Annotated in this window: 22 protein-coding genes; all 22 read left to right on the top strand. The window is 66.5% G+C overall.

Annotation, left to right across the window (positions count from 1 at the left end):
* The first annotated feature begins 1 nt into the window (after position 1).
* Positions 2 to 847 carry an orotidine-5'-phosphate decarboxylase gene (gene pyrF, locus FB461_RS04600; RefSeq protein WP_142119387.1) on the top strand — a complete coding sequence of 282 codons (846 nt, stop codon included), beginning with the start codon at positions 2 to 4 and terminating at the stop codon, positions 845 to 847.
* Positions 848 to 975: 128 nt separating this feature from the next.
* Complete coding sequence (mihF, locus tag FB461_RS04595; protein WP_142119385.1) at positions 976 to 1,287, top strand: integration host factor, actinobacterial type; 312 nt, start codon at positions 976 to 978, stop codon at positions 1,285 to 1,287.
* Between the two features lie 11 nt (positions 1,288 to 1,298).
* Entirely contained in the window at positions 1,299 to 1,865 is a 567-nt protein-coding gene (gene gmk / locus FB461_RS04590; RefSeq protein WP_142119383.1) for a guanylate kinase, read from the top strand.
* Between the two features lie 56 nt (positions 1,866 to 1,921).
* Entirely contained in the window at positions 1,922 to 2,278 is a 357-nt protein-coding gene (gene rpoZ / locus FB461_RS04585) for a DNA-directed RNA polymerase subunit omega (protein WP_142119381.1), read from the top strand.
* A gap of 42 nt (positions 2,279 to 2,320) precedes the next feature.
* On the top strand, positions 2,321 to 3,526 hold the full coding sequence (coaBC, locus tag FB461_RS04580) for a bifunctional phosphopantothenoylcysteine decarboxylase/phosphopantothenate--cysteine ligase CoaBC (protein ID WP_142119379.1): 1,206 nt from the start codon (positions 2,321 to 2,323) through the stop codon (positions 3,524 to 3,526).
* A 135-nt stretch (positions 3,527 to 3,661) separates the two neighbouring features.
* Positions 3,662 to 4,858 carry a methionine adenosyltransferase gene (metK, locus tag FB461_RS04575; protein WP_142119377.1) on the top strand — a complete coding sequence of 399 codons (1,197 nt, stop codon included), beginning with the start codon at positions 3,662 to 3,664 and terminating at the stop codon, positions 4,856 to 4,858.
* Between the two features lie 179 nt (positions 4,859 to 5,037).
* Positions 5,038 to 7,197, top strand: a complete 2,160-nt coding sequence (locus FB461_RS04570) for a primosomal protein N' family DNA-binding protein (RefSeq protein WP_142119375.1) — start codon at positions 5,038 to 5,040, stop codon at positions 7,195 to 7,197.
* Positions 7,198 to 7,283: 86 nt separating this feature from the next.
* The gene (arc, locus tag FB461_RS04565; protein ID WP_142119372.1) at positions 7,284 to 8,927 is read left to right on the top strand and encodes a proteasome ATPase; all 1,644 of its coding nucleotides are present in this window, start codon (positions 7,284 to 7,286) and stop codon (positions 8,925 to 8,927) included.
* 12 nt (positions 8,928 to 8,939) lie between these two features.
* Positions 8,940 to 10,583: a depupylase/deamidase Dop gene (dop, locus tag FB461_RS04560; RefSeq protein ID WP_342776109.1), complete on the top strand. Its 1,644-nt coding sequence runs from the start codon at positions 8,940 to 8,942 to the stop codon at positions 10,581 to 10,583.
* 35 nt (positions 10,584 to 10,618) lie between these two features.
* The gene (locus FB461_RS04555; protein WP_142119371.1) at positions 10,619 to 10,798 is read left to right on the top strand and encodes a ubiquitin-like protein Pup; all 180 of its coding nucleotides are present in this window, start codon (positions 10,619 to 10,621) and stop codon (positions 10,796 to 10,798) included.
* A complete protein-coding gene (gene prcB / locus FB461_RS04550; RefSeq protein ID WP_142119369.1) occupies positions 10,795 to 11,601 on the top strand; it encodes a proteasome subunit beta in 807 nt (268 codons plus the stop codon). Before FB461_RS04555 ends, prcB begins: the two co-directional genes overlap by 4 nt.
* Entirely contained in the window at positions 11,598 to 12,275 is a 678-nt protein-coding gene (gene prcA / locus FB461_RS04545) for a proteasome subunit alpha (RefSeq protein ID WP_142119367.1), read from the top strand. The genes prcB and prcA overlap by 4 nt, the downstream gene beginning before the upstream one ends.
* On the top strand, positions 12,272 to 13,633 hold the full coding sequence (gene pafA / locus FB461_RS04540) for a Pup--protein ligase (protein ID WP_142119365.1): 1,362 nt from the start codon (positions 12,272 to 12,274) through the stop codon (positions 13,631 to 13,633). The genes prcA and pafA overlap by 4 nt, the downstream gene beginning before the upstream one ends.
* Positions 13,630 to 14,631 (top strand): FKBP-type peptidyl-prolyl cis-trans isomerase, encoded by a 1,002-nt coding sequence (locus FB461_RS04535; protein WP_142119363.1) that lies wholly within the window; start codon positions 13,630 to 13,632, stop codon positions 14,629 to 14,631. The genes pafA and FB461_RS04535 overlap by 4 nt, the downstream gene beginning before the upstream one ends.
* Positions 14,628 to 15,398: an imidazole glycerol phosphate synthase subunit HisF gene (hisF, locus tag FB461_RS04530; protein ID WP_142119361.1), complete on the top strand. Its 771-nt coding sequence runs from the start codon at positions 14,628 to 14,630 to the stop codon at positions 15,396 to 15,398. The genes FB461_RS04535 and hisF overlap by 4 nt, the downstream gene beginning before the upstream one ends.
* Positions 15,395 to 15,778 (top strand): phosphoribosyl-AMP cyclohydrolase, encoded by a 384-nt coding sequence (hisI, locus tag FB461_RS04525; protein ID WP_142119359.1) that lies wholly within the window; start codon positions 15,395 to 15,397, stop codon positions 15,776 to 15,778. The genes hisF and hisI overlap by 4 nt, the downstream gene beginning before the upstream one ends.
* Positions 15,765 to 16,421 carry a Trp biosynthesis-associated membrane protein gene (locus FB461_RS04520; RefSeq protein WP_170222614.1) on the top strand — a complete coding sequence of 219 codons (657 nt, stop codon included), beginning with the start codon at positions 15,765 to 15,767 and terminating at the stop codon, positions 16,419 to 16,421. Before hisI ends, FB461_RS04520 begins: the two co-directional genes overlap by 14 nt.
* A 36-nt stretch (positions 16,422 to 16,457) precedes the next feature.
* Positions 16,458 to 16,730: an HGxxPAAW family protein gene (locus FB461_RS04515; RefSeq protein ID WP_246046013.1), complete on the top strand. Its 273-nt coding sequence runs from the start codon at positions 16,458 to 16,460 to the stop codon at positions 16,728 to 16,730.
* Positions 16,731 to 16,745: 15 nt separating this feature from the next.
* Entirely contained in the window at positions 16,746 to 17,561 is an 816-nt protein-coding gene (gene trpC / locus FB461_RS04510; protein WP_142119354.1) for an indole-3-glycerol phosphate synthase TrpC, read from the top strand.
* 28 nt (positions 17,562 to 17,589) lie between these two features.
* Positions 17,590 to 18,831 (top strand): tryptophan synthase subunit beta, encoded by a 1,242-nt coding sequence (gene trpB / locus FB461_RS04505; protein ID WP_142119352.1) that lies wholly within the window; start codon positions 17,590 to 17,592, stop codon positions 18,829 to 18,831.
* A gap of 2 nt (positions 18,832 to 18,833) precedes the next feature.
* On the top strand, positions 18,834 to 19,649 hold the full coding sequence (gene trpA, locus FB461_RS04500) for a tryptophan synthase subunit alpha (protein WP_142119350.1): 816 nt from the start codon (positions 18,834 to 18,836) through the stop codon (positions 19,647 to 19,649).
* Positions 19,646 to 20,482, top strand: coding sequence for a prolipoprotein diacylglyceryl transferase (gene lgt, locus FB461_RS04495; RefSeq protein ID WP_142119348.1), 837 nt, complete (start codon positions 19,646 to 19,648; stop codon positions 20,480 to 20,482). Before trpA ends, lgt begins: the two co-directional genes overlap by 4 nt.
* Positions 20,483 to 20,507: the final 25 nt, after the last annotated feature.

The raw sequence follows: 20,507 nt of genomic DNA, 5'->3' as shown, positions 1-20,507 counted from the left end.
CATGACATTCGGAAGTCGGCTCGCGGCCGCCATGGACGCCCGCGGTCCGCTGTGCGTGGGAATCGACCCTCACGCGTCGCTGCTCGACGCGTGGGGGCTCCCGGACACCGCTGATGGGGTCGCCGCCTTCTCCCTAGCGGTGCTTCGCGCAGTGGGGGGCCTCGTCGCGGCGGTCAAGCCGCAATCGGCACTGTTCGAGCGGCACGGCTCGCGCGGCGTGGCGGTGCTGGAGGAGGTCGTCGCTACGGCGCGTGATCTGGACACGCTGTGCATCGTCGACGCCAAGCGCGGCGATATCGGATCGACGATGGCAGGATACGCCGACGCCTACCTGGGCGACTCGCCGCTGGCCGGCGACGCCGTGACGCTCTCGCCCTTCCTCGGCTTCGGGTCACTGCGGCCCGCGATCGACCAGGCGATCGCTGCGGGTCGGGGCGTCTTCGTGCTCGCGCTCACGTCGAACCCGGAGGGTGCGAGCGTGCAGCACGCGCGCAACGCGGATGGCGTGAGCGTGGCGGGGGAGATCGCCCGCTCGGCCGGTGAGATCAACTCTTCGTTTGCCGACGAGCCCTTTGGCCCAGTCGGACTCGTCGTGGGCGCCACGATCGGGGACGCGGCAGTGCGCCTCGGCGTCGATCTCGCGGGGGTTCACGGACCGTTGCTCGCCCCCGGAGTCGGTTCGCAGGGCGCAGGACCTGCGGAACTTCAATCTGTCTTTGGCGAAGCGCGTCGAGCCGTGCTGGCGTCCTCATCGAGGGGCATCCTGCGCGCAGGTCCGAACGAATCGTCGCTCCGATCAGCGGCTTTGCGTTCAAGTGAGGAAGTAGCCCGCGCATTGGGCCGCTGATCAGCACCCCGACAACGGATACTATGCGGCGGAATATAAGGCATTGGCGGTGATTTTGCCGTTGCCAATTTGGGTGGTGATGGGTAGTTTCGCCATAAGGCACTACGCTGACTCACTAGGAGACAACCATGGCTCTGCCGCAACTCACCCCCGAGCAACGCGCTGAAGCACTCGAACGTGCCGCCGCGGCGCGCGCCGTTCGGGCACAGGTGAAGCAAGATCTGAAATCCGGCAGTACGACGATCTCGAAGGTCATCGCGAAGGGCAAGTCGGACGACGCCGTCGGGAAGTTGCGCGTCAGCGCGCTGCTCGAGGCCCTTCCCGGAGTTGGTAAAGTACGAGCGCAGGTATTGCTCGAAGAGTACGGAATCGCGCAGTCCCGACGCGTTCGCGGCCTCGGTCCGCGACAGGTCGCAGCGCTTGTGGAGAGGTTTGGCTAATTTCTGAATCGGTGGAGCCCGCGCGGCTGACAGTCCTGGCCGGACCGACGGCTGTTGGCAAGGGAACCGTGTCCGCCGATCTGCGCAAACGATACCCGCAGGTGTGGCTGTCGGTGTCGGCAACGACGCGCAAGGCTCGTCCAGGGGAAATCGAAGGGGTGCACTACCACTTCGCTTCGGCGGACGAGTTCGCCAGGATGGTCGCGGATCACGAACTGCTCGAGTGGGCGGTCGTGCACGGACGCCACTGGTACGGGACCCCGCGGGCCGCGGTCGAGGAACGTCTTGCCGAGGGTGTGCCGGCCCTACTGGAAATCGATCTGGCAGGGGCACGCCAGGTCCGGGCGACGATGCCCGAGGCGCGCTTCATCTTCCTGGCTCCCCCCTCATGGGAGGAACTCGTGCGCAGGCTTGTCGGACGCGGAACCGAAGACGCCGAGGAGCGTGAACGGCGCCTCGCGACCGCGAAGGTCGAACTCGCGGCGGCCGACGAATTCGATCACGTCGTCATCAATGACGACGTTCAACGGGCGACTGACGAGATCGTTTCGCTCATGGGGATCACGCCTCACTCTTGATCGCGCCGCTGGGCGCTATAATCGTTGTTTGACCTACTATCCTCCGGAGGACATCTGTGTCTGGAATCGTTGCGAACCCCATCGGAATCACCGACCCGCCCATCGACGAGTTGCTTGAGCACGTCGATTCCAAGTACGCGCTCGTGATCTTCGCCGCCAAGCGGGCTCGCCAGATCAACTCGTACTTCTCGCAGCTGCACGACGGTCTGCTGGAGCACGTCGGTCCCCTCGTGGAGTCGCGCGTCCAGGAGAAGCCGCTGTCCATCGCCATGCGAGAGATCAACCAGGGCCTGCTCACGATGGACGAGATCGACCCGAACGCCGTGCCCTCGGAGAAGGACCTTGCGGACCTCGATGCCGAGTTCGGTTCCGCCGACGCGGGCTTCGGGGACGACAACCCCTACACGTTCTAGTAGCGACGCCGAAAGGCTAGGGGAAGACAGGGGATTACGCGCGTGCGCATCATCGTGGGCGTGTCCGGTGGTATCGCCGCGTACAAGGCAGTCCTCGTAGTGCGTGCCCTCATGGAGCGCGGGCACGAGGTGCGCGTCATCCCCACCTCGTCCGCCCTGAAATTCGTCGGCGCGCCAACCTGGGAGGCGCTGACGGGGAAGCCCGCGACGCATGAGGTGTTCGACTCGGTCACCGAGGTCGAGCACGTGGCCCTGGGACGCTGGGCCGACCTTGTGGCGGTCATTCCGGCAACCGCTGACCTTCTTGCTCGCGCCGCGGGCGGGCGCGCGGACGACCTCCTGACCACAACCCTGCTGACAACCACCGGACCGGTGCTCATGGCCCCGGCCATGCACACTGAGATGTGGCAGCACCCCGCCACCGTAGCCAACGTGGCCGTGCTCAAGGAGCGCGGCATCCTAGTAGTTGAGCCCGCGGACGGGCGCCTGACGGGCGCAGACAGTGGACCCGGTCGATTGCCGGAGCCCGTCGATCTGGTCGACGCGATCGAGGCGGCGGATCCGACTGCGAATCGGCCGCTCGCCGGTTTGCGGGTCGCCATTTCGATCGGGGGCACGCGCGAACCGCTGGACCCGGTGCGCTTTATCGGGAACCGCTCTTCAGGTAGGCAGGGTTTCGCTCTGGCCACCGAGGCGTCGAGGCGCGGCGCCGATGTCGTGGCGATCGTCGGCTCGATCGAATCGCATCCACCTCGCGGGCTGAATTCGATTCGTGTCGGAACCGCGCTGGAGTTGCGAGATGCAATGTTGTCCGAGGCGCAGCGCGCGGACATCATCATCATGGCCGCGGCCGTTGCCGACTTCCGGCCCGCGGTCGCGGGGGAGCACAAGCTCAAGAAGACCGGTCCGGATCAGGGCGAGACGGTGGAACTCGTCCAAAATCCCGATATCCTCGCCGAACTCGCGGGATCGCGCCGCGACTCCGCGCAGGTCGTCGTAGGATTCGCGGCGGAGACCGGGGACGCAAGTGCCTCGGCGATTGAGCACGCGCGGGACAAGGCTCGGCGCAAGGGCGCGGACGTCCTCGTCTTCAACGATGTCGCGACGAACGATGTGTTCGGCGCGGCGAATAACTCGGTGGTGTTCCTGGACGGCCGTGGTGCGGAACTCGGCGCGGCCACTGGTACCAAGGCCGATGTGGCTGCCGCGCTGCTGGACGTCGTGCAGACGTTGCGCTCCGCGCGCTGACGATGGCCGTGTGACACGGCACCGACCGCTATGGTCGCGCGCTCCGCTCGTCCGGCGATCACGGTTCGTGAGCGAGGCAGTCTCGCGATTAGGACACCATCCGTCCATGCCTCGGACGGGGCGTAGGCTTGTGCCATGCCCGATGACATGCGCCTTTTCACCTCGGAATCCGTCACCGAAGGCCACCCCGACAAAATCTGCGACCAGATATCGGACGCCGTCCTTGACGCCCTGATCGGGCAGGATCCGTCCTCCCGGGTGGCCGTGGAGACGATGGTCACCACTGGCCTCGTCCATGTCGCGGGCGAGGTCACGACCGAGGCCTATGTTGAGATCCCGCAGATCGTCCGCGACGTCATCCGCGATATCGGCTACACGTCCTCCGATGTCGGGTTCGACGGCAGTTCCTGCGGGGTGTCGATCTCGATCGGCCAGCAGAGTCCCGACATCGCTCAGGGTGTCGACAAGTCGCTCGAGTTGCGCACCGACGACGCGCACGTCGACCAACTCGACCAGCAGGGCGCGGGCGACCAGGGGCTGATGTTCGGCTATGCGTCGAATGAAACGGCTACGCTCCTGCCCCTGCCGATCTGGACGGCGCACCGACTTGCGGAGCGCCTCGCGGTCGTCCGCAAGGAAGGCATCATCGAGGGACTGCGCCCCGACGGCAAGACGCAGGTCACGTTCGAGTACGACGGCGATCGCCCGGTGCGACTCGACACCGTCGTACTGTCCACGCAGCACTCGCCGACGTGGCAGCAGTCTGATCTTGCCGCCGCGATCCGCGCCGAGGTCATCGACCCGGTGATCTCCGCCCTGGACATCGAGACCGGCGCTCCGAACGTCTACATCAACCCCACTGGCACGTTTGTGGTGGGCGGGCCGCAGGGAGATGCCGGGCTGACCGGACGCAAAATCATCGTCGACACCTATGGCGGCGCAGCCCGCCATGGCGGTGGCGCCTTCAGCGGCAAGGACCCGTCGAAGGTCGACCGATCGGCGGCCTATGCGACGCGGTGGGTGGCGAAGAACGTGGTTGCGGCAGGTCTAGCCGATCGCTGCGAGGTGCAGGTCGCCTACGCGATCGGCCGTGCTCACCCGGTCGGCCTCTACGTGGAGACGTTCGGGACAGCGAAGGTTCCCGAGGAGCGCATCTCGCACGCGATCCGGGAGGTCTTCGACTTACGGCCCGCGGCCATCGTGCGCGACCTCGACCTGCTGCGGCCCATCTACCGGCAGACGGCCGCCTACGGACACTTCGGTCGTGAACTCCCGGACTTCACGTGGGAACGCACCGATCGCGTCGCCGAACTGCGCGCGGCGGTCGGCTGAGGCCGGGCTGGCCTGATCGACTATCTTGCCCGCCAGCACCGGTTAGGGCTGCGCGACACCCGATATATCCGGTGACCGGCAACCCTAACGGGTGTCCGCATCGCCGGAGTGCCGGCAGAACCGGACCGATCGGCGAGCGGCTGGTCGGGCATGTCCGCGAGATGTGGTGGGATATTCCCATGGATGACGGCGACCAACTGGCACTGCCCGGTCTGCCGCGCCCGCGAAAGCGCCGCCAGGCGGCGGGAGTCCCGATAGCCGAGCGCGATCCGGTGGTGAGCGTCCTGCCGGATGCCACCACGCCGCACCTTGACCGCCCGTTCGACTACCTCGTCCCCGCGAGCATGTCCGACGACGTGCTTCCCGGCGTCAAGGTCAAGGTTCGGCTCGGCGCCCGGGACGTGGACGCCATGGTTCTGGACCGCCTGGCGACGTCGGACTTCGAGGGTGACCTCCAGCCCATACGGCGGGTGATCTCCCCGGTCGTGCTTGCTCCGGAGGCGTCGCGTGACCTCTATCAGCGCGTCGCCGCGTACTACGCCTCGAACACCTACGACGTCGTCACGGCCGCGATCCCGCCCCGCCACGCGCGCGCCGAGAATGCGGTCCTGGCCACGCCGGAGGCGGGCGCTACCAAGCCGACGGATCCCTCCGATCCGGCCCACGCGGAGACCCTGTCCGCATTCCGCGGGGTGTGGCACGACTATCACGGCGGTGCTGCCTTCCTGAGCCGCCTCAGCTCCGGGCAGTTGCTACGGGCCGTGTGGACACCGTTACCCCATGCCCAGCATCCGCTGGCGACTTGGGCTCGTGGCATCACCGCCGTCCTCGCGATGTGTCACGAGCTGGGACGCGGCGTCGTCGTCGTGGTGCCCGATGACCGGGATGTAGCGCACCTGTCGGCGGCGCTGACTTCCGCGGGCTTGGACGAGTGGACGCCCTCCAATCCAGCCGGTGCGTGGGTCCGCCTGCAGGCGAGCCAGGGACCGTCCGCGCGCTACGGCGCCTACGTGGCCGCAGCGACCGGACGGGCGCGGATCGTGATCGGCACGCGATCCGCTGCCTATGCGCCGGTACGCGAGCCAGGTCTGTTCGTGAGCTGGGACGATGAGGACTCGTCCCATATTGCCGAGCGCACCCCGCGGACCTCGACGATCGAACTCCTGCGCCTGCGCGGAGAACTCGAAGGCGTATCAACCTTGTTCGCCGGCCCATCTCGGTCACTGCGCGCGCAGCAACTGGTTCGCGACGGCTGGGCGCGCGCGATCGAAGCGGACCGTGCCACCGTGCGGCACAGGGCGCCGAGGGTCCGCGCCCTGAGCGAACTGGATCGCGAGGCCAGTGGATCGGTGGGTCACGCCCGTATACCCCCGGCCGCGTGGCGAGTTCTCACGGACGGCCTGAAGGAAGGTCCCGTGCTCGTCCAGGTTCCCCGCTCGGGCTACATCCCCGCGCTAGCATGCGACTCCTGCCGCGAGCTTGCGCACTGCCGCAACTGCCATGGTCCCCTGCGGATAGAGCGCGGGAACCTGCCGGACACGCCACGGAGTTTCCTCGGCACGGACGCGCAATGCGCATGGTGCGGCGCGCTCGCGGGGAACTGGCGCTGCCCCGAGTGCGGGGGAGTCCACCTGCGATCGGTCCGCGTGGGCTCGCAGCGAACCGCGGAGGAACTCGGCCGCGCGTTCCCTCGCGTCCCGGTTCGTATCTCCGGGTTGGGGACCGCCACTGGCGTCCTGGATTCGGTCGGTCCCCGTCCTTGCCTCGTCGTCGCGACTCCTGGCGCGGAACCACGGGCGGAGGGCGGCTTCGCGGCGGCGGCGCTACTCGATGGCGACGTCGCGATCGGTCTGCCGGGGCTAGGCGCGGAAACGAATGCACTGCACAGGTGGCTCGTGGCGGCGTCGCTTGTTCGTTCGGCCGACGACGGTGGTCAGGTAGTCCTGGTGGGTGCGAGCGGATCAGGCGCGGCGGGCGCACTGGTTCGCTGGGACCCCGTTGGATTCGCCGACCGCGAATACGACGAGCGGCTCGAGGCTGAGCTCCCGCCCGCTACCCGTATTGCCGCGCTACACGGCGCATCGAGCGCGGTCGCGGCGCTCCTGGCGGATTGCGAGTTGCCGCGCGGAGCGCTCGTCCTCGGCCCTGCGCCCTGGGAATCGGACCAATCGAAGTCGGTCGTGACCCTGGACGTCGACCATCAGGTGCGCGCATTGATCAAGGTGCCACATAGTCAAGGTGCCGAGCTGGCGGCCGTGCTGCGCGCCGCGCGCATGGTGTCCAGCACGGCCAAGCGCTACTCGTCGATTCGCGTCGAGCTGGATCCACTCGGCCTGTAGTGCTAGCCGGTCGCGTAGCTGCCCGGCGAACGCCGAGACTACGCGGGTAGGCTAGCAGGAGTGATAGCAAGGGCCGGGAGGGGAATATGAGCGAGGCAACGCCGCCGGGAAGCGCAAGCCAACAGGCGAATGAGCTTGCACTGCTGAGGATCAAGAACGAACGCCTGGTCGAGATGTTGCAAACGGCCCGCGAGAAGATCGCCGACCTGGGTCAGCAGCTCGACAAGCTTGCCTCACCGCCCGGCACCTACGCAATATTCGTCGCCGCGCACCCCGACGGCACCATCGATGCATTGAGTTCGGGCCGCCGCTACCGGCTGTCCGTGGGCCCCAAGGTCGACGTCGAGGCGCTCCGCCCCGGCCAGGAACTCGCGCTCAACGAGAACATGACGGTGATGGCTGCCGGCGGCTGGGAACTCACGGGCGAGATCGTCACGATCAAGGAATTGCTGGGGGATGGTCGCGCGCTCGTGGTGGGACGAGCCGACGACGAGCGAGTCATGCACCTCGCAGGTCCGTTGATTGACGGCCCGCTACGCGTGGGGGACACCGTAACCGCCGACACTCGATCGGGCTTCGCCTTCGAGCGCATCGCCAAGTCGGAGGTCGAGGAACTCGTGCTCGAAGAGGTACCCGAGATCCAATACAGCGACATCGGCGGCCTAGGATCGCAGATCGACCAGATTCGCGACTCGGTGGAGTTGCCGTTCGCGCATCCCGAGTTGTATCGCGAGCACGGCCTGCGGCCACCCAAGGGCATTCTGCTCTACGGCCCACCGGGATGCGGCAAGACGCTCATCGCCAAGGCTGTGGCGCGGTCGCTCTCCGATGCGGTAAATGCCAAGGGCGACAGCAAGAGGGATGCGAAGTCGTACTTCCTCAACGTCAAGGGTCCAGAACTGCTCAACAAATACGTGGGCGAGACGGAGCGACACATCCGGCTCATCTTTGCGCGTGCTCGCGAGAAGGCTTCGCTCGGCCATCCGGTGGTGGTTTTCTTCGATGAGATGGAGTCCCTGTTCCGCACGCGCGGGACCGGTCTGTCATCCGACGTCGAGACCACGGTCGTTCCGCAGCTTCTGGCCGAGATCGACGGCGTGGAGCGGCTCGACAACGTGATCGTGATCGGAGCCTCAAACCGGGAGGACATGATCGATCCCGCGATCCTGCGTCCTGGCAGGCTCGACGTCAAGATCAAGATCGAGCGACCGGACGCGGAGGCGGCCTACGAGATCCTTTCGAAGTACCTGACGGCTTCGCTACCGCTGCACGACGACGACTTGGCCCGCCACGGCGGTGACGTGCAGGCCACGCTGGAGGCGATGCGGCACCGGGTGATCGAGCGCATCTACTCCCAGGAGCGCGAGAATGAGTTCCTCGAGGTCACCTACGCGTCCGGCGACAAGGAGGTCCTGTTCTTCAAGGACTTCAGTTCCGGGGCGATGATTCAGAACATCGTCGATAGAGCCAAGAAGTCAGCGATCAAGGAACTCCTGTCGACTGGTCAGCGCGGCCTGCGTATCGAGCATCTGCTGCAGGCCTGCGTGGACGAGTTCCACGAAAACGAGGACCTGCCCAACACCACCAACCCCGACGATTGGGCGCGAATCTCTGGCAAGAAGGGCGAACGAATCGTCTTCATCCGTACCATCGTCGCCGAGAAGAAGACCGAGTTCGCTCGCGAGGACCGTCCGACGCAAACCGTGCGCGGCACGGGCCAGTACCTGTAGGAGATAAATCCGGTGAGCGTACACCGCATCATGGGAATCGAGACCGAATACGGGATCCTCAAACTCGGCGACGCCTATGCGAACCCGATGCTCATGTCGAGCCAGATCGTCCTGGCGTACCGGGATCTGGCTCGCATGCGCCGCGGCACGCGTTGGGACTATGTGGACGAGAGCCCCCTACGCGATGCGCGCGGGTTCGAGTTGTCGCGCGCATCGGCGCATCCGAGCTTGCTCACCGATGATCCGGCCAGACCGGCTCCGTCGGGCGAAACGGGCGGTGATGCCGTCAAGACGGCAGCTAGCCCCGTGCCCGATTACGGCCTGCGGGTCGTTGACGAGGTTCGCCCAGAGCGAGAGCCCTACGACGATCCCGGTGCCGCCAACGTTGTACTCACCAATGGCGCTCGTTTGTACGTTGACCACGCGCACCCGGAGTACTCCTCGCCCGAGGTGACCAATCCCCGAGACGCCGTCCTCTGGGATCGGGCGGGGGAACTGGTGATGGCTGCCGGTGCCGTCGAGGCGTCGCGCCTCACCGGCACCGAGATGGTGGTCTACAAGAACAATGTGGACGGGAAGGGGGCGAGCTACGGCACGCACGAGAACTACCTCGTGGACCGGGAAGTGCCGTTCGAGGACATCGTCGCGGCGCTAACGACATTCTTCGTGACGCGCAACATCCTTATTGGGTCCGGTCGGGTCGGGCTGGGCCCGCGCGGCGAGGAGGCGGGGTTCCAGATCTCGCAACGGGCCGACTACATGGAGGCGGAGGTGGGGCTCGAAACGACCATGCGCCGCCCCATCATCAACACGCGCGACGAGCCGCACGCTGATCGGGATCGGTGGCGCCGCCTGCACGTGATCATCGGCGACGCCAACACCTTCGACTTCGCGACATACCTCAAGCTCGGCGCCACCGCGTGCGTTCTCTGGGCGATCGAACTGAGCCAGGAGTACCCCGACTTCCAGACGCGGCTCACCTCGCTCCGCCTCGCGGATCCCGTCGCGGACGTCCAGAGGGTCAGCCGCGATGTCTCGCTGAGCGCGACCCTCGCGCTGTCCGACGGACGCAGGCTCACTGCGGCGCAGATTCAGTACGAGTACATTTCGGTCGTTCGAGATTTGTACAGTCGCGTTGGCGAGCCCGATCCGGAGTCCGAGGCGCTACTTGCCGCCTGGTCCGAGACGCTCGACGGACTGGTTCAAGATCCGTACTCGGTCGCGCACCGGGTCGAGTGGGTGGCAAAACTCCAGGTGCTTTCGCGACTCAAGGAGCGCGAGCACCTCGACTGGGACAGCCCGCGACTGGCCGCGGTGGATCTCCAGTGGTCCGATATGCGCGAGGGCCGCGGAATTTCGGCCAAACTGCGCCAGGCAGGAGCGGTCGCGACGCTGACTGACCCGGCTGAAGTCCGCCGCGCCGTCGCGGAGCCCCCGGAGGATACCCGAGCCTACTTCCGAGGACGGGTGCTGACGAAGTTCAGTGAATCGGTAGTCACCGCGTCCTGGGACACCATGACGCTCGACGTGCCGGAACTGCCAGCGCTCAGCCGCATACCCATGCTCGACCCGGCAAGGGGAACTAAAGACCTCATCGGCGCGCTCATCGAGGAGGCCGCCACTATCGGCGACCTCGTGCGCACGCTCGCCAGGTAACGTTGGAAGTCACCCGAAAGATCAGGAGGGGAAACATGGCCCGCGAACAGATTCGGCCCACCGACCCGGACGCCTCGGACGTGCCGACCCCGGCACCCGTGCCGACGAGCGCCCGGGAGCACGCTGTGGACGATTTGCTGGACGAGATCGATGACGTGCTTGAAACGAATGCCGAGGCCTTCGTGAAGGGGTTCGTGCAAAAGGGCGGACAGTGACGCATTCGCCGCTGCCCGCGGCCTATTTCGACTCCGGATCGGCCTCTTTCGTTGAGTTCGTCCGGGCTACCCACCCGCACCTGCTCGGCGACCTGCGGGCGGATATCGCCGGCGCAGGGGACGTGTCACCGCATGCGACGACGATCGTCGCGCTGGTGTTCGACGGCGGCGTGCTCATGGCAGGGGATCGCCGCGCGACGATAGGTTCGCTCATCGCCCACCGTGAGATGGAGAAGGTCTTTTCGGTCGATGACACCGCGATGATCGGCATAGCCGGCGCCGCGGGCATAGCACTCGACCTCGTGCGGGTCTTCCAGCTCGAAGTCGAGCACTTCGAGAAGATCGAGGGCGCGAACCTGTCCACGGAGGGCAAGGCGAATCGCCTCGGTAGCCTGCTACGGCAAAACCTGCCGCTCGCGCTACAGGGTCTGGCCGCGCTGCCGCTGTTCGCGGGGTTCGACGGGCATCACGCCTCGATCTTCTCCTACGACGTAACCGGCGGGCGCTATCGCGAACGCGACTACTACGCCGTCGGATCGGGCGGTAGCTTCGCTCGTAGCGCGCTGAAGAAATCGTGGCGACCCGGCCTCGCCATGCCCGAGGCCGTCGCCGCGGCGCTCGCCGCGCTGGCGGACGCCTCGGATGACGACACCGGGACGGGAGGACCGGATCTCATCAAGCGGATCTGGCCCGTGGTGGCAGTCATCGACGCCGGCGGGTATCGCCGCATCGACGATGCGACCCTATCGGCGGCCGCCCAGGAGTCGGTCGAGCGGATCGACCCAGGGGGTGACAGCGCATGACCATGCCGTTCTACGTCTCGCCCGAGCACCTGATGAAGGACCGGGCCGACTTCGCACAAAAGGGGATCTCCCGAGGCCGCCCGGTCGTCGCGGTCGCGGGCCGGGACGGCATCCTCCTGGCCTCGCACAACCCCTCGAAGGCGCTGCACAAGATCTCGGAGATCTACGATCGCATCGCCTTCGCGGCAGTGGGTAAGTACAACGAGTTCGAGACGCTACGCATCGCCGGGATCCGCTACGCGGATCTGCGTGGGTTCTCCTACGACCGTACGGACGTGTCCGCGCGAGGCCTGGCCAACGCGTACGCCCAAACGCTCGGCACGGTATTCACGACCGAGGCAAAGCCGCTCGAGGTGGAATTGATCGTCGCGGAGCTGGGGGAGGACGAGCCCTCCGACGTGATCTATCGCATCGCGTACGACGGGTCCGTTTCGGAGATTCACGGGATCGCAGTCGTCGGCGGCTCCGGCGAACGCGACACGACTCAGTGGGCGCCGGGCGCGAGCCTCGCGCAAACTCTCGTGTGGGCGCTGGGCGCGCTTCAGGGTAGCGAGTCCGAGCCGCCGCCACTGGTCGAACTCGAGGTGGGGTTACTCGATCGCCGTAGCGATCGGCGCCGCACCTTCCGGCGGATATCCGCAGAAGAACTAACTGAGGTGATCTCACAAGCATGAGCAAGCGCATCTTCGGCCTCGAAACCGAGTTCGGGATCACCTTTGCCCCGCAGGGAGAGCGGACCTATACGCCGGACGAATTGGCTCGCATGCTCTTCCGCAAGGTCGTCGCCTGGGGCAGGTCCTCGAACGTGTTCCTCGGCAACGGCTCGCGGCTCTACCTCGACGTCGGCTCGCACCCCGAATACGCCACGGCGGAATGCGACGGCGTGGAGCAGCTCATCGCGCACGACAGGGCGGGCGAGCGCGTGCTCGAGTCCTTGGTGGCTGACGCACAGGAACAGATTGCGGCCGCGGGAGTTCTGGGACGCGTGCACGTGCTGAAGAACAACACGGACTCCGCAGGAAACTCCTACGGCTGTCACGAGAACTACCTACTTCGTCGCCAGGGCGACTTCACCAGGGTCTCGGAGATCCTCGTCCCGCATCTGATCACGCGCCAGATTCTGATCGGCGCGGGCAAGATCGTCGTGACGCCGCGCGGCGCGGCCTCGTACGCGTTCTCGCAGCGAGCCGATCACATCTGGGAGACCGTCTCGAGTTCCACGACCCGGTCGCGCCCCATCATCAACACGCGCGACGAGCCCCACGCGGACGCCGAGCGCTACAGGCGGCTGCACGTGATCGTCGGAGACTCGTCCATGGCCGAGCCGACCACCCTGCTCAAGGTCGGCGCGGCGGATCTCGTCCTGCGCATGATCGAGGCGGGCGTGCCGATGCGCGACTACGCCCTTGCTAATCCCATGCGAGCGATCCGCGAGATCAGCCACGACATCTCCGGGAAGGCGCCGATCGAGTTGAGCTCAGGACGCACCATGACAGCCATCGATCTGCAGCGCGAATACCTCGGGCGCGCCAAGGCATTCATCGAGCTCAACGAGAAGCAGCCGCACGACGATGCGACCATCGAGCTGTGGGAACGGGGACTAGACGCCCTCGAAACCGGCGACCTGAGCCGGGTGGAATCCGAGCTCGACTGGGCCATCAAACTCTCGGTCATCCGCCGATACCAGGAGCGCACCGGCGCGGATCTCGCCGATCCGCGCATCGCGCGGCTTGACCTGGCCTACCACGACATCGACTCCGAGCGCGGGCTGTACTCGAAACTGGTGAAGTCCGGGCTCGTCCGCACCATGGTGTCGCCCGAGGAGATCACCGCCGCCATCGACACGCCGCCGCAGACCACGAGGGCGAGGCTACGCGGGGACTTCGTCGCGGCGGCCTCGCGGGCGCGCCGCGACTACACCGTCGACTGGATGCACCTCAAGATCAACGATCTTTCGCAGCGCACGGTTCGCTGCAGCGACCCGTTCAAGTCCGTGGACGAGCGCGTGGACAAACTCATGGAGCAGTTGTGAGCGCGCGGCGGGCCATGACAGCACTGGCCGCCGGTATAGTCCTCGCGCTACTACTGACGGGATGCTCGCTGCCCGGCCCTAAGAGGTCCGCGCCGAAGTCCTCGTCATCCGCCAGCGAAACCCAGGAGCCGGTGACGGGCACGCTGGCGAACATCCAGGTGACCGGCACGTGGGGATTCCGGCCGGAGGTTGCGTTCACCCCGCCGCTCATGATCAGCGAGCCCGACGATCGCGTTCTGATTCAGGGCGCGGGGTCCAACCTCAAAGAGGGCGGTAAGGCCCTGTTGCAGATCTACGCAGTTTCCGCCTCCAACGGGGATGTCTTGCGCGACGACTTCGCGACCGTTCCCCAGACGTACCGGGTCACGACCGCGGCGTTGGGCGAGGATCTGTATGACGTTGTGCTGGGACGACGTACGGGAAGCCGCCTCGTGCACATCACCTACGACTCGGTGCCCATCATCATGATCATCGATATCCTGCCGCTGAAGGCCAGCGGCACCAAGGTGGACCCGCCCGCGGCGACATCGAGCGACGGCGCCGCCTTGCCCACCGTCGTGGACAACAAGGTCGTCATACCGGATTCGGACCCCCCACGGGTGCTGACCACCTCCATGCTGATCCTGGGCAATGGCGTGCAGATGAGCGCCGGTCAGACTGCAGTGCTGCAATATCAGGCCGTGCGCTGGTCCAACGGGAAGGTCGTGGGAACCACCTGGGATGCCGACACCCTGCCGGTTACCGTCAAGGTTGGCTCGGATGCCCTGATCGAGGGACTGGACGCCGCACTGACCGACGTAACCGTCGGCAGCCGGATGCTGGTTATCGTCCCGCCCGGGCTGGCGTTCGGGCTGACTGACAGCCGCTGGCGCCGGGAGACTATGGTGTACCTGATCGACGTGCTCGCCGCGTCCACTGCCGACGCCGCCGAGGACCAGGGCGCCGAGACGGAGAACCCCGCGGACGCCCCGCAGACAGGAGACGAAGGAAACCTATGAGTGTTGCCGTACGGGTGATCCCATGCCTCGACGTTGACGCGGGACGCGTGGTCAAGGGCGTCAACTTCGAGAACCTCCGGGACGCTGGCGATCCCGTCGAGCTCGCCGCGAAGTATGACCTCGATGGCGCTGACGAGCTCACCTTCCTCGACGTGACGGCATCAAGCGGCAATCGCGAAACCACATTCGATGTCGTGCGCCGCACCGCGGAGCAGGTATTCATACCGCTGACCGTGGGCGGTGGGGTCCGATCCGCCGACGACGTCGACCGGTTGCTACGGGCGGGGGCCGACAAGGTTTCGGTCAATACCGCCGCAATCGCGCGCCCCGAGCTCATCTCCGATATCGCGCATCGCTTCGGCTCCCAGGTGCTTGTCCTGTCCGTGGACGCGCGCAGAGTCACGGGTGAGACCGTGACCGATTCGGGGTACGAGGTCACGACGCACGGCGGCAAGCGGGGAACCGGAATGGACGTCGTCGAATGGGCTCGCCGCGCAACGGAACTCGGCGCCGGGGAGATCCTGCTTAACTCGATGGACGCGGACGGCACGCTCGAGGGATTCGACCTCGAGATGCTCGGATCGGTCCGAGAGGTCGTGTCAGTTCCGCTCATCGCGTCCGGTGGCGCATCGAGCCCCGCCGACTTCGTAGCCGCCGCTCGGGCCGGGGCAGACGCTGTCCTGGCGGCGAGCGTGTTCCACTTCGGCAAGCTCACCATCACCCAGGTGAAGCACGCCATGGCAGAGGCGGGGGTTGACGTCAGATGACAGACCTGGACGAGGACATCCGCACTCGACTCAAGCGCGACGATGCGGGCCTGGTCGCCGCGATCATTCAGCAATGGGATACCGGTGAGGTGCTCATGCTGGGCTGGATGGACGACGAGGCCCTGGCCCGTACCCTCACCACGGGACGCGTCACGTTCTTCAGCCGCTCGCGCCAGGAATACTGGCGCAAGGGGGACACGTCGGGGCACATCCAGTACGTTCACTCAGTGGAGATTGACTGCGACGGCGACGCACTTCTCGTTCGCGTGAATCAGATCGGGGCGGCCTGCCACACGGGCGCGCCCACCTGCTTTGCGGCGGGCGGGTCGCTGGGTGCCGTCTCGGCGAGCGATAGCGACCTCGGCCGTGTCGAGCGCTGAGGCGGGGGCGACGCAGGACTCGTCCCCGCCGCGCCTGCGCGGAATCCGCGTGCGCCCACGGACGAGCAGCGCGGTCTTCGCCCTCGGCGCGGCCGCGTTCGGGGCATTGTCGGCCGTACCGTGGTTGCACGCCACGGCCGTCACGGTGCTCGGCTCCGCTAACGGAACGGCCACCGGCGCCGACGCCGTGGCGGCCTTGCCCACGGGGGCGCTGATCTGGGCGGCCGCCGCAGTTGCCAACCTGCTTGCCGGTGCATTGGCTCGGCGGATCATCGGGTCGGTAGCGGCTGCCACCGCCGCTGGGCTCGCATGGGCCACCGCGAGTTTCCTGGTGGCTCCGGCCCCTGTCGCCGTCACCTCGCTGACCGAAGTCACGGGCACGACGACCATCGACAACTACCGGCTCACCGCTTTTCCGCTCATATCGCTGGTTGCGTTGCTGGCCCTCGCTCTCGCCGCACTCGTCCTGGCGATCGTGCCGGCGCCGCGGCAGGCGCGAACTCGCTACGAACGGCGAGGCGACGTCGTAACTGACACTCCCATCAACGACGTCAGAAATCTGGACCAATGGGACGCGTTGACACGCGGGCAAGACCCGACGCTCGCCGACCAGGATGTCAGCGAACGCCCCGAGCGCGGGTAGGCTTGACATCACAAACGTCTCGAAAGGCTACTAACGATGTCAGATGCGTCGCAGAAGTCGGGAGCTTCCGCCAACCGATTCGAACTCGAGCAGCACTTTGAACTGCCCGACAAGGTTCCGCCCCACAACGAGGGACAGACCGTGGCTGCCTGGTTCGCGATGCTCGGAATCATCCTCGGAGCGATCGTGGCGACTGTAGGTATCTGCCTGGCGAGCATTCCGGTCGTCGCCGTCGGCGCCGCCGTGATCGCAGCCGGACTTCTCGGTGGGCTCTTCCTGCGCCTCGCCGGCCACGGCCAGCGGCGATAGAGAAGGAGGCTGACGGTGGGAACGGTACTCGACGACATCATCGCGGGCGTACGCGAGGACCTTGCGGTGCGTGAGGCACAAACCCCGCTGTCGGAACTCAAGGAGCGGGCTGCCAAGCAACAGACCGTCATCGACGCTCACTCGCGACTGCGCCGATCAGGCGAGGTCGCCGTCATTGCCGAGGTGAAACGCTCCAGCCCATCCAAAGGCTCCCTCGCCAGCATCACCGACCCGGCTGCCCTCGCCAGCGAGTACGAGGCGGGCGGGGCGGCCGTCGTCTCCGTACTCACCGAGCAGCGCCGGTTCGGGGGATCTCTCGCCGACCTGGCGGCGGTGCGTGCCGCGATCGACGTTCCGATCCTCCGCAAGGACTTCATCGTCACGCCGTACCAGGTTTGGGAGGCCCGCGCCTACGGCGCGGACGTCGTGCTCCTGATCGTCGCAGCCCTCGAGCAGACAGTCCTCGAATCGCTGCTGGACCGTGTGCACTCCCTCGGAATGGCCGCGCTCGTGGAGGTGCACACCGTCGAGGAGGCGGAGCGCGCAGTCGCGGCTGGCGCGCGCATCATTGGCGTCAACGTCCGCAACCTGAAGACGCTCGACGTCGACCGCGACGTGTTCGCGCGCGTGGCCCCTGCGATCCCGCATCACATCATCAGGATCGCCGAATCCGGTGTGCGTGGGCCGCACGACGTCGTCGAATACGCCCGTGCAGGTGCCGACGCTGTCCTCGTCGGCGAGGCACTCGTTCGCGATTCCGAACCGCGCCGCTCCGTGGCTGACCTGGTCGCCGCCGGCGCGCACCCCTCGCTGCGCGCGATCCGGCAGTAAGGATTTCTGCGCCGCCCGCCTAGGCGCAATGGCGCACACAACCTACGTAGGAGAAACTTTGTCTAGCAGCCTGAGCGGTTTGCAAGGACCGTATTTCGGAGACTTCGGCGGACGATACGTTCCCGAGGCCCTCGTCGCAGCCCTCGACGAACTGGAGCGCGAGTATCGCGCGGCTATCAAGGACCAGTCCTTCCTCGACGAACTGCACCGGCTCGAGCGCGACTACACCGGGCGGCCGAATCCGCTCACCGAGGTTCCGCGTTTCGCCGCGCACGGCGCGGGACGCATCTTCCTCAAGCGGGAGGACCTGAACCACACCGGATCCCACAAGATCAACAACGTGCTCGGGCAGGCGCTCCTCGTCAAGCGCATGGGCAAGAAGCGCGTGATCGCCGAGACCGGGGCTGGTCAGCACGGCGTCGCCACCGCGACCGCCGCGGCGCTCATGGATCTCGAATGCGTTGTGTATATGGGCGAGGAGGACACCCAGCGGCAGGCCCTCAACGTGGCGCGCATGCAACTGCTCGGCGCCACGGTTGTCCCAGTCAAGATCGGCTCGCGCACCCTCAAGGACGCCATCAACGAGGCACTGCGCGACTGGGTTGCGAACGTCGAGACCACCCACTACCTGCTCGGCACCGTAACTGGGCCGCACCCGTTCCCGGAAATGGTGCGCGAATTCCACAGCGTGATCGGTCGCGAGGCGCGCGAGCAGATCCTGCAAGCCGCCGGTCGTCTTCCCGATGCCGTCGCGGCCTGCGTAGGCGGCGGTTCGAACGCGATTGGAATCTTCTCCGGATTCCTCGACGACGCCGACGTCAAGTTGTACGGCTTCGAGGCCGGTGGACGCGGGATCCTCTCCGGCGAACACGCCGCCCGATTCTCGGGCGGACTGCCGGGAGTGCTGCAGGGAACGCGTTCCTACGTGCTGCAGAACGAGGACGGCCAGACGCTGCCCAGCCACTCGGTTTCGGCCGGGCTGGACTATCCGTCGGTCGGTCCGCAGCACTCGTTCCTGCACGATATCGGGCGCGTCGAATACGCCCCCATCACGGATGACGAGGCCATGGACGCGTTCGCGCTGCTGAGCCGAACGGAGGGAATCCTGCCGGCGATCGAATCGGCGCACGCCCTCGCCGGGGGCCTCAAGATCTCCCGCGAGCTGGGACCCGACTCGATCACGGTGATCAACCTGTCGGGGCGCGGTGATAAGGACGTGGCAACGGCCGCGCGCTGGTTCGGGCTAGTGGACGAGGGAGAGGAACAGTGAGCGTGCTGACGACTGCAGCGAGGCTCGATGAGATCAAGGCCTCAGGACGCAGTGCACTGATCGGCTACCTGCCAACGGGATTCCCGACGGTGGACCAGAGCATAGAGGCCGCGCGCACACTCGTCGAGAACGGGGTCGACATCCTCGAGCTCGGCATCCCCTACACGGACCCCGTCATGGACGGCCCCACCATCCAGCACGCCGTCGACCTTGCACTCACCAATGGCGTGCGCGTGGCCGATACATTTCGCGTCATGAGGGCCCTTCGCGATCTCGACGCGCCCGTCCTCGCCATGAGCTACTTCAATCCGTTACTGCAGTACGGCATCGAGCGTTTCGCGGCCGATCTCGTCGCCAGTGGTGGCGCAGGCGTAATCACGGCGGACCTGATCCCCGAAGAGGCCTCGGAGTGGATCGCGGCCGCGGACCGGCACGGGCTCGACAAGGTCTTCCTCGTGGCACCTTCGTCGACGCCGCAGCGCCTCGCAATCACCGCCGAGGCATCCCGGGGATTCGTCTACGCGGCATCCGTCATGGGCGTCACCGGTGAGCGCACGCAGGTCGGAAATGATGCGGAACGGCTCGTGCGCGACACCCGTGCCGCCGGCGCCGCCCGAGTCTGCGTCGGGCTCGGCGTCTCCACCCGCGTGCAGGCAGCTGGCATCGCCTCATACGCCGACGGCGTGATCGTCGGCTCGGCGTTCGTGCGTCCGCTGCTGGCCGACAAGCCGTGGGGCGAGCGACTCGAGGACCTGGCGGCGATCGCGGGCGAACTCGCGCGCGGCGTGGCCGAAGGCGCTCGGGACGTCGTCCCGTGACGCTCGCCGGCGCGACACTCGCGGCGATACCGAGCCCCAGCGTCAGTCAGTGGCAGCTCGGGCCGCTGACGATCCGTGCCTACGCACTCTGCCTGCTCGCGGGCATCGTCATCGCCATCTGGTGGACGGCGAGACGCTGGCAGGCACGCGGCGGCAATCCCGACACCATCTACAGCGTCTCCGTGTGGGCGGTGCCGCTCGGGATCATCGGCGGACGCCTCTATCACGTCATCACGAGTCCCGGTGCGTACTTCGGCAAGGGTGGCGACCCCGTCGCCATCCTCTACATTTGGCACGGCGGATTGGGCATCTGGGGGGCAATCGCCCTCGGAGCGGTAGGAGCGTGGATCGGCTGCAGGCGCGCGGGAATATCTTTGGCCCAGTTCGCCGATGTGGCCGCGCCCCCGGTGCTACTCGCCCAGGCGATCGGCCGGTGGGGGAACTGGTTCAACCAGGAGCTATTCGGCGGTCCCACGGACGCGCCGTGGGCACTCAAGGTGTCGGATCACGTCGCCATCGCCGCTGGATACGCGCCGGGGACCACGTTCCACCCGACCTTCCTCTACGAATCGCTTTGGTCACTTTTGGGCGTTATTGCACTGATCGCCTGCGAGCGTCGCCTTCGCCTGCGCACAGGTCAGGTATTCTGGCTCTACGTGCTGATCTACACGGCTGGCCGATTGTGGATCGAGATGCTCCGGGTTGACGAGGCCACCACGGTCCTCGGCTTGCGGTTGAATGTCTGGACATCGGCAATTGTGCTGATCGGCTCGATTGCAGCAATTATCGCGATAGGCCGGGGCCGCCCAAAGCCCGTAGCTAGCGAAGAATAGAAACTGTTGCTCGCGTCGATGGCGA

It is taken from the genome of Rarobacter faecitabidus, assembly GCF_006716265.1.
Classification (GTDB): Bacteria; Actinomycetota; Actinomycetes; order Actinomycetales; family Cellulomonadaceae; genus Rarobacter; species Rarobacter faecitabidus.
This window is presented reverse-complemented; position numbering and strand designations above follow the sequence as displayed.

Bases quoted from the DNA above. Each gene is read 5' to 3' on its own strand.
- pafA (WP_142119365.1), top strand. From the start codon at position 12,272: ATGAGCAAGCGCATCTTCGGCCTCGAAACCGAGTTCGGGATCACCTTT.
- FB461_RS04570 (WP_142119375.1), top strand. From the start codon at position 5,038: ATGGATGACGGCGACCAACTGGCACTGCCCGGTCTGCCGCGCCCGCGA.
- prcA (WP_142119367.1), top strand. From the start codon at position 11,598: ATGACCATGCCGTTCTACGTCTCGCCCGAGCACCTGATGAAGGACCGG.
- mihF (WP_142119385.1), top strand. From the start codon at position 976: ATGGCTCTGCCGCAACTCACCCCCGAGCAACGCGCTGAAGCACTCGAA.
- hisI (WP_142119359.1), top strand. From the start codon at position 15,395: ATGACAGACCTGGACGAGGACATCCGCACTCGACTCAAGCGCGACGAT.
- arc (WP_142119372.1), top strand. From the start codon at position 7,284: ATGAGCGAGGCAACGCCGCCGGGAAGCGCAAGCCAACAGGCGAATGAG.
- FB461_RS04515 (WP_246046013.1), top strand. From the start codon at position 16,458: ATGTCAGATGCGTCGCAGAAGTCGGGAGCTTCCGCCAACCGATTCGAA.
- hisF (WP_142119361.1), top strand. From the start codon at position 14,628: ATGAGTGTTGCCGTACGGGTGATCCCATGCCTCGACGTTGACGCGGGA.
- FB461_RS04555 (WP_142119371.1), top strand. From the start codon at position 10,619: ATGGCCCGCGAACAGATTCGGCCCACCGACCCGGACGCCTCGGACGTG.
- metK (WP_142119377.1), top strand. From the start codon at position 3,662: ATGCCCGATGACATGCGCCTTTTCACCTCGGAATCCGTCACCGAAGGC.
- trpB (WP_142119352.1), top strand. From the start codon at position 17,590: ATGGCGCACACAACCTACGTAGGAGAAACTTTGTCTAGCAGCCTGAGC.
- pyrF (WP_142119387.1), top strand. From the start codon at position 2: ATGACATTCGGAAGTCGGCTCGCGGCCGCCATGGACGCCCGCGGTCCG.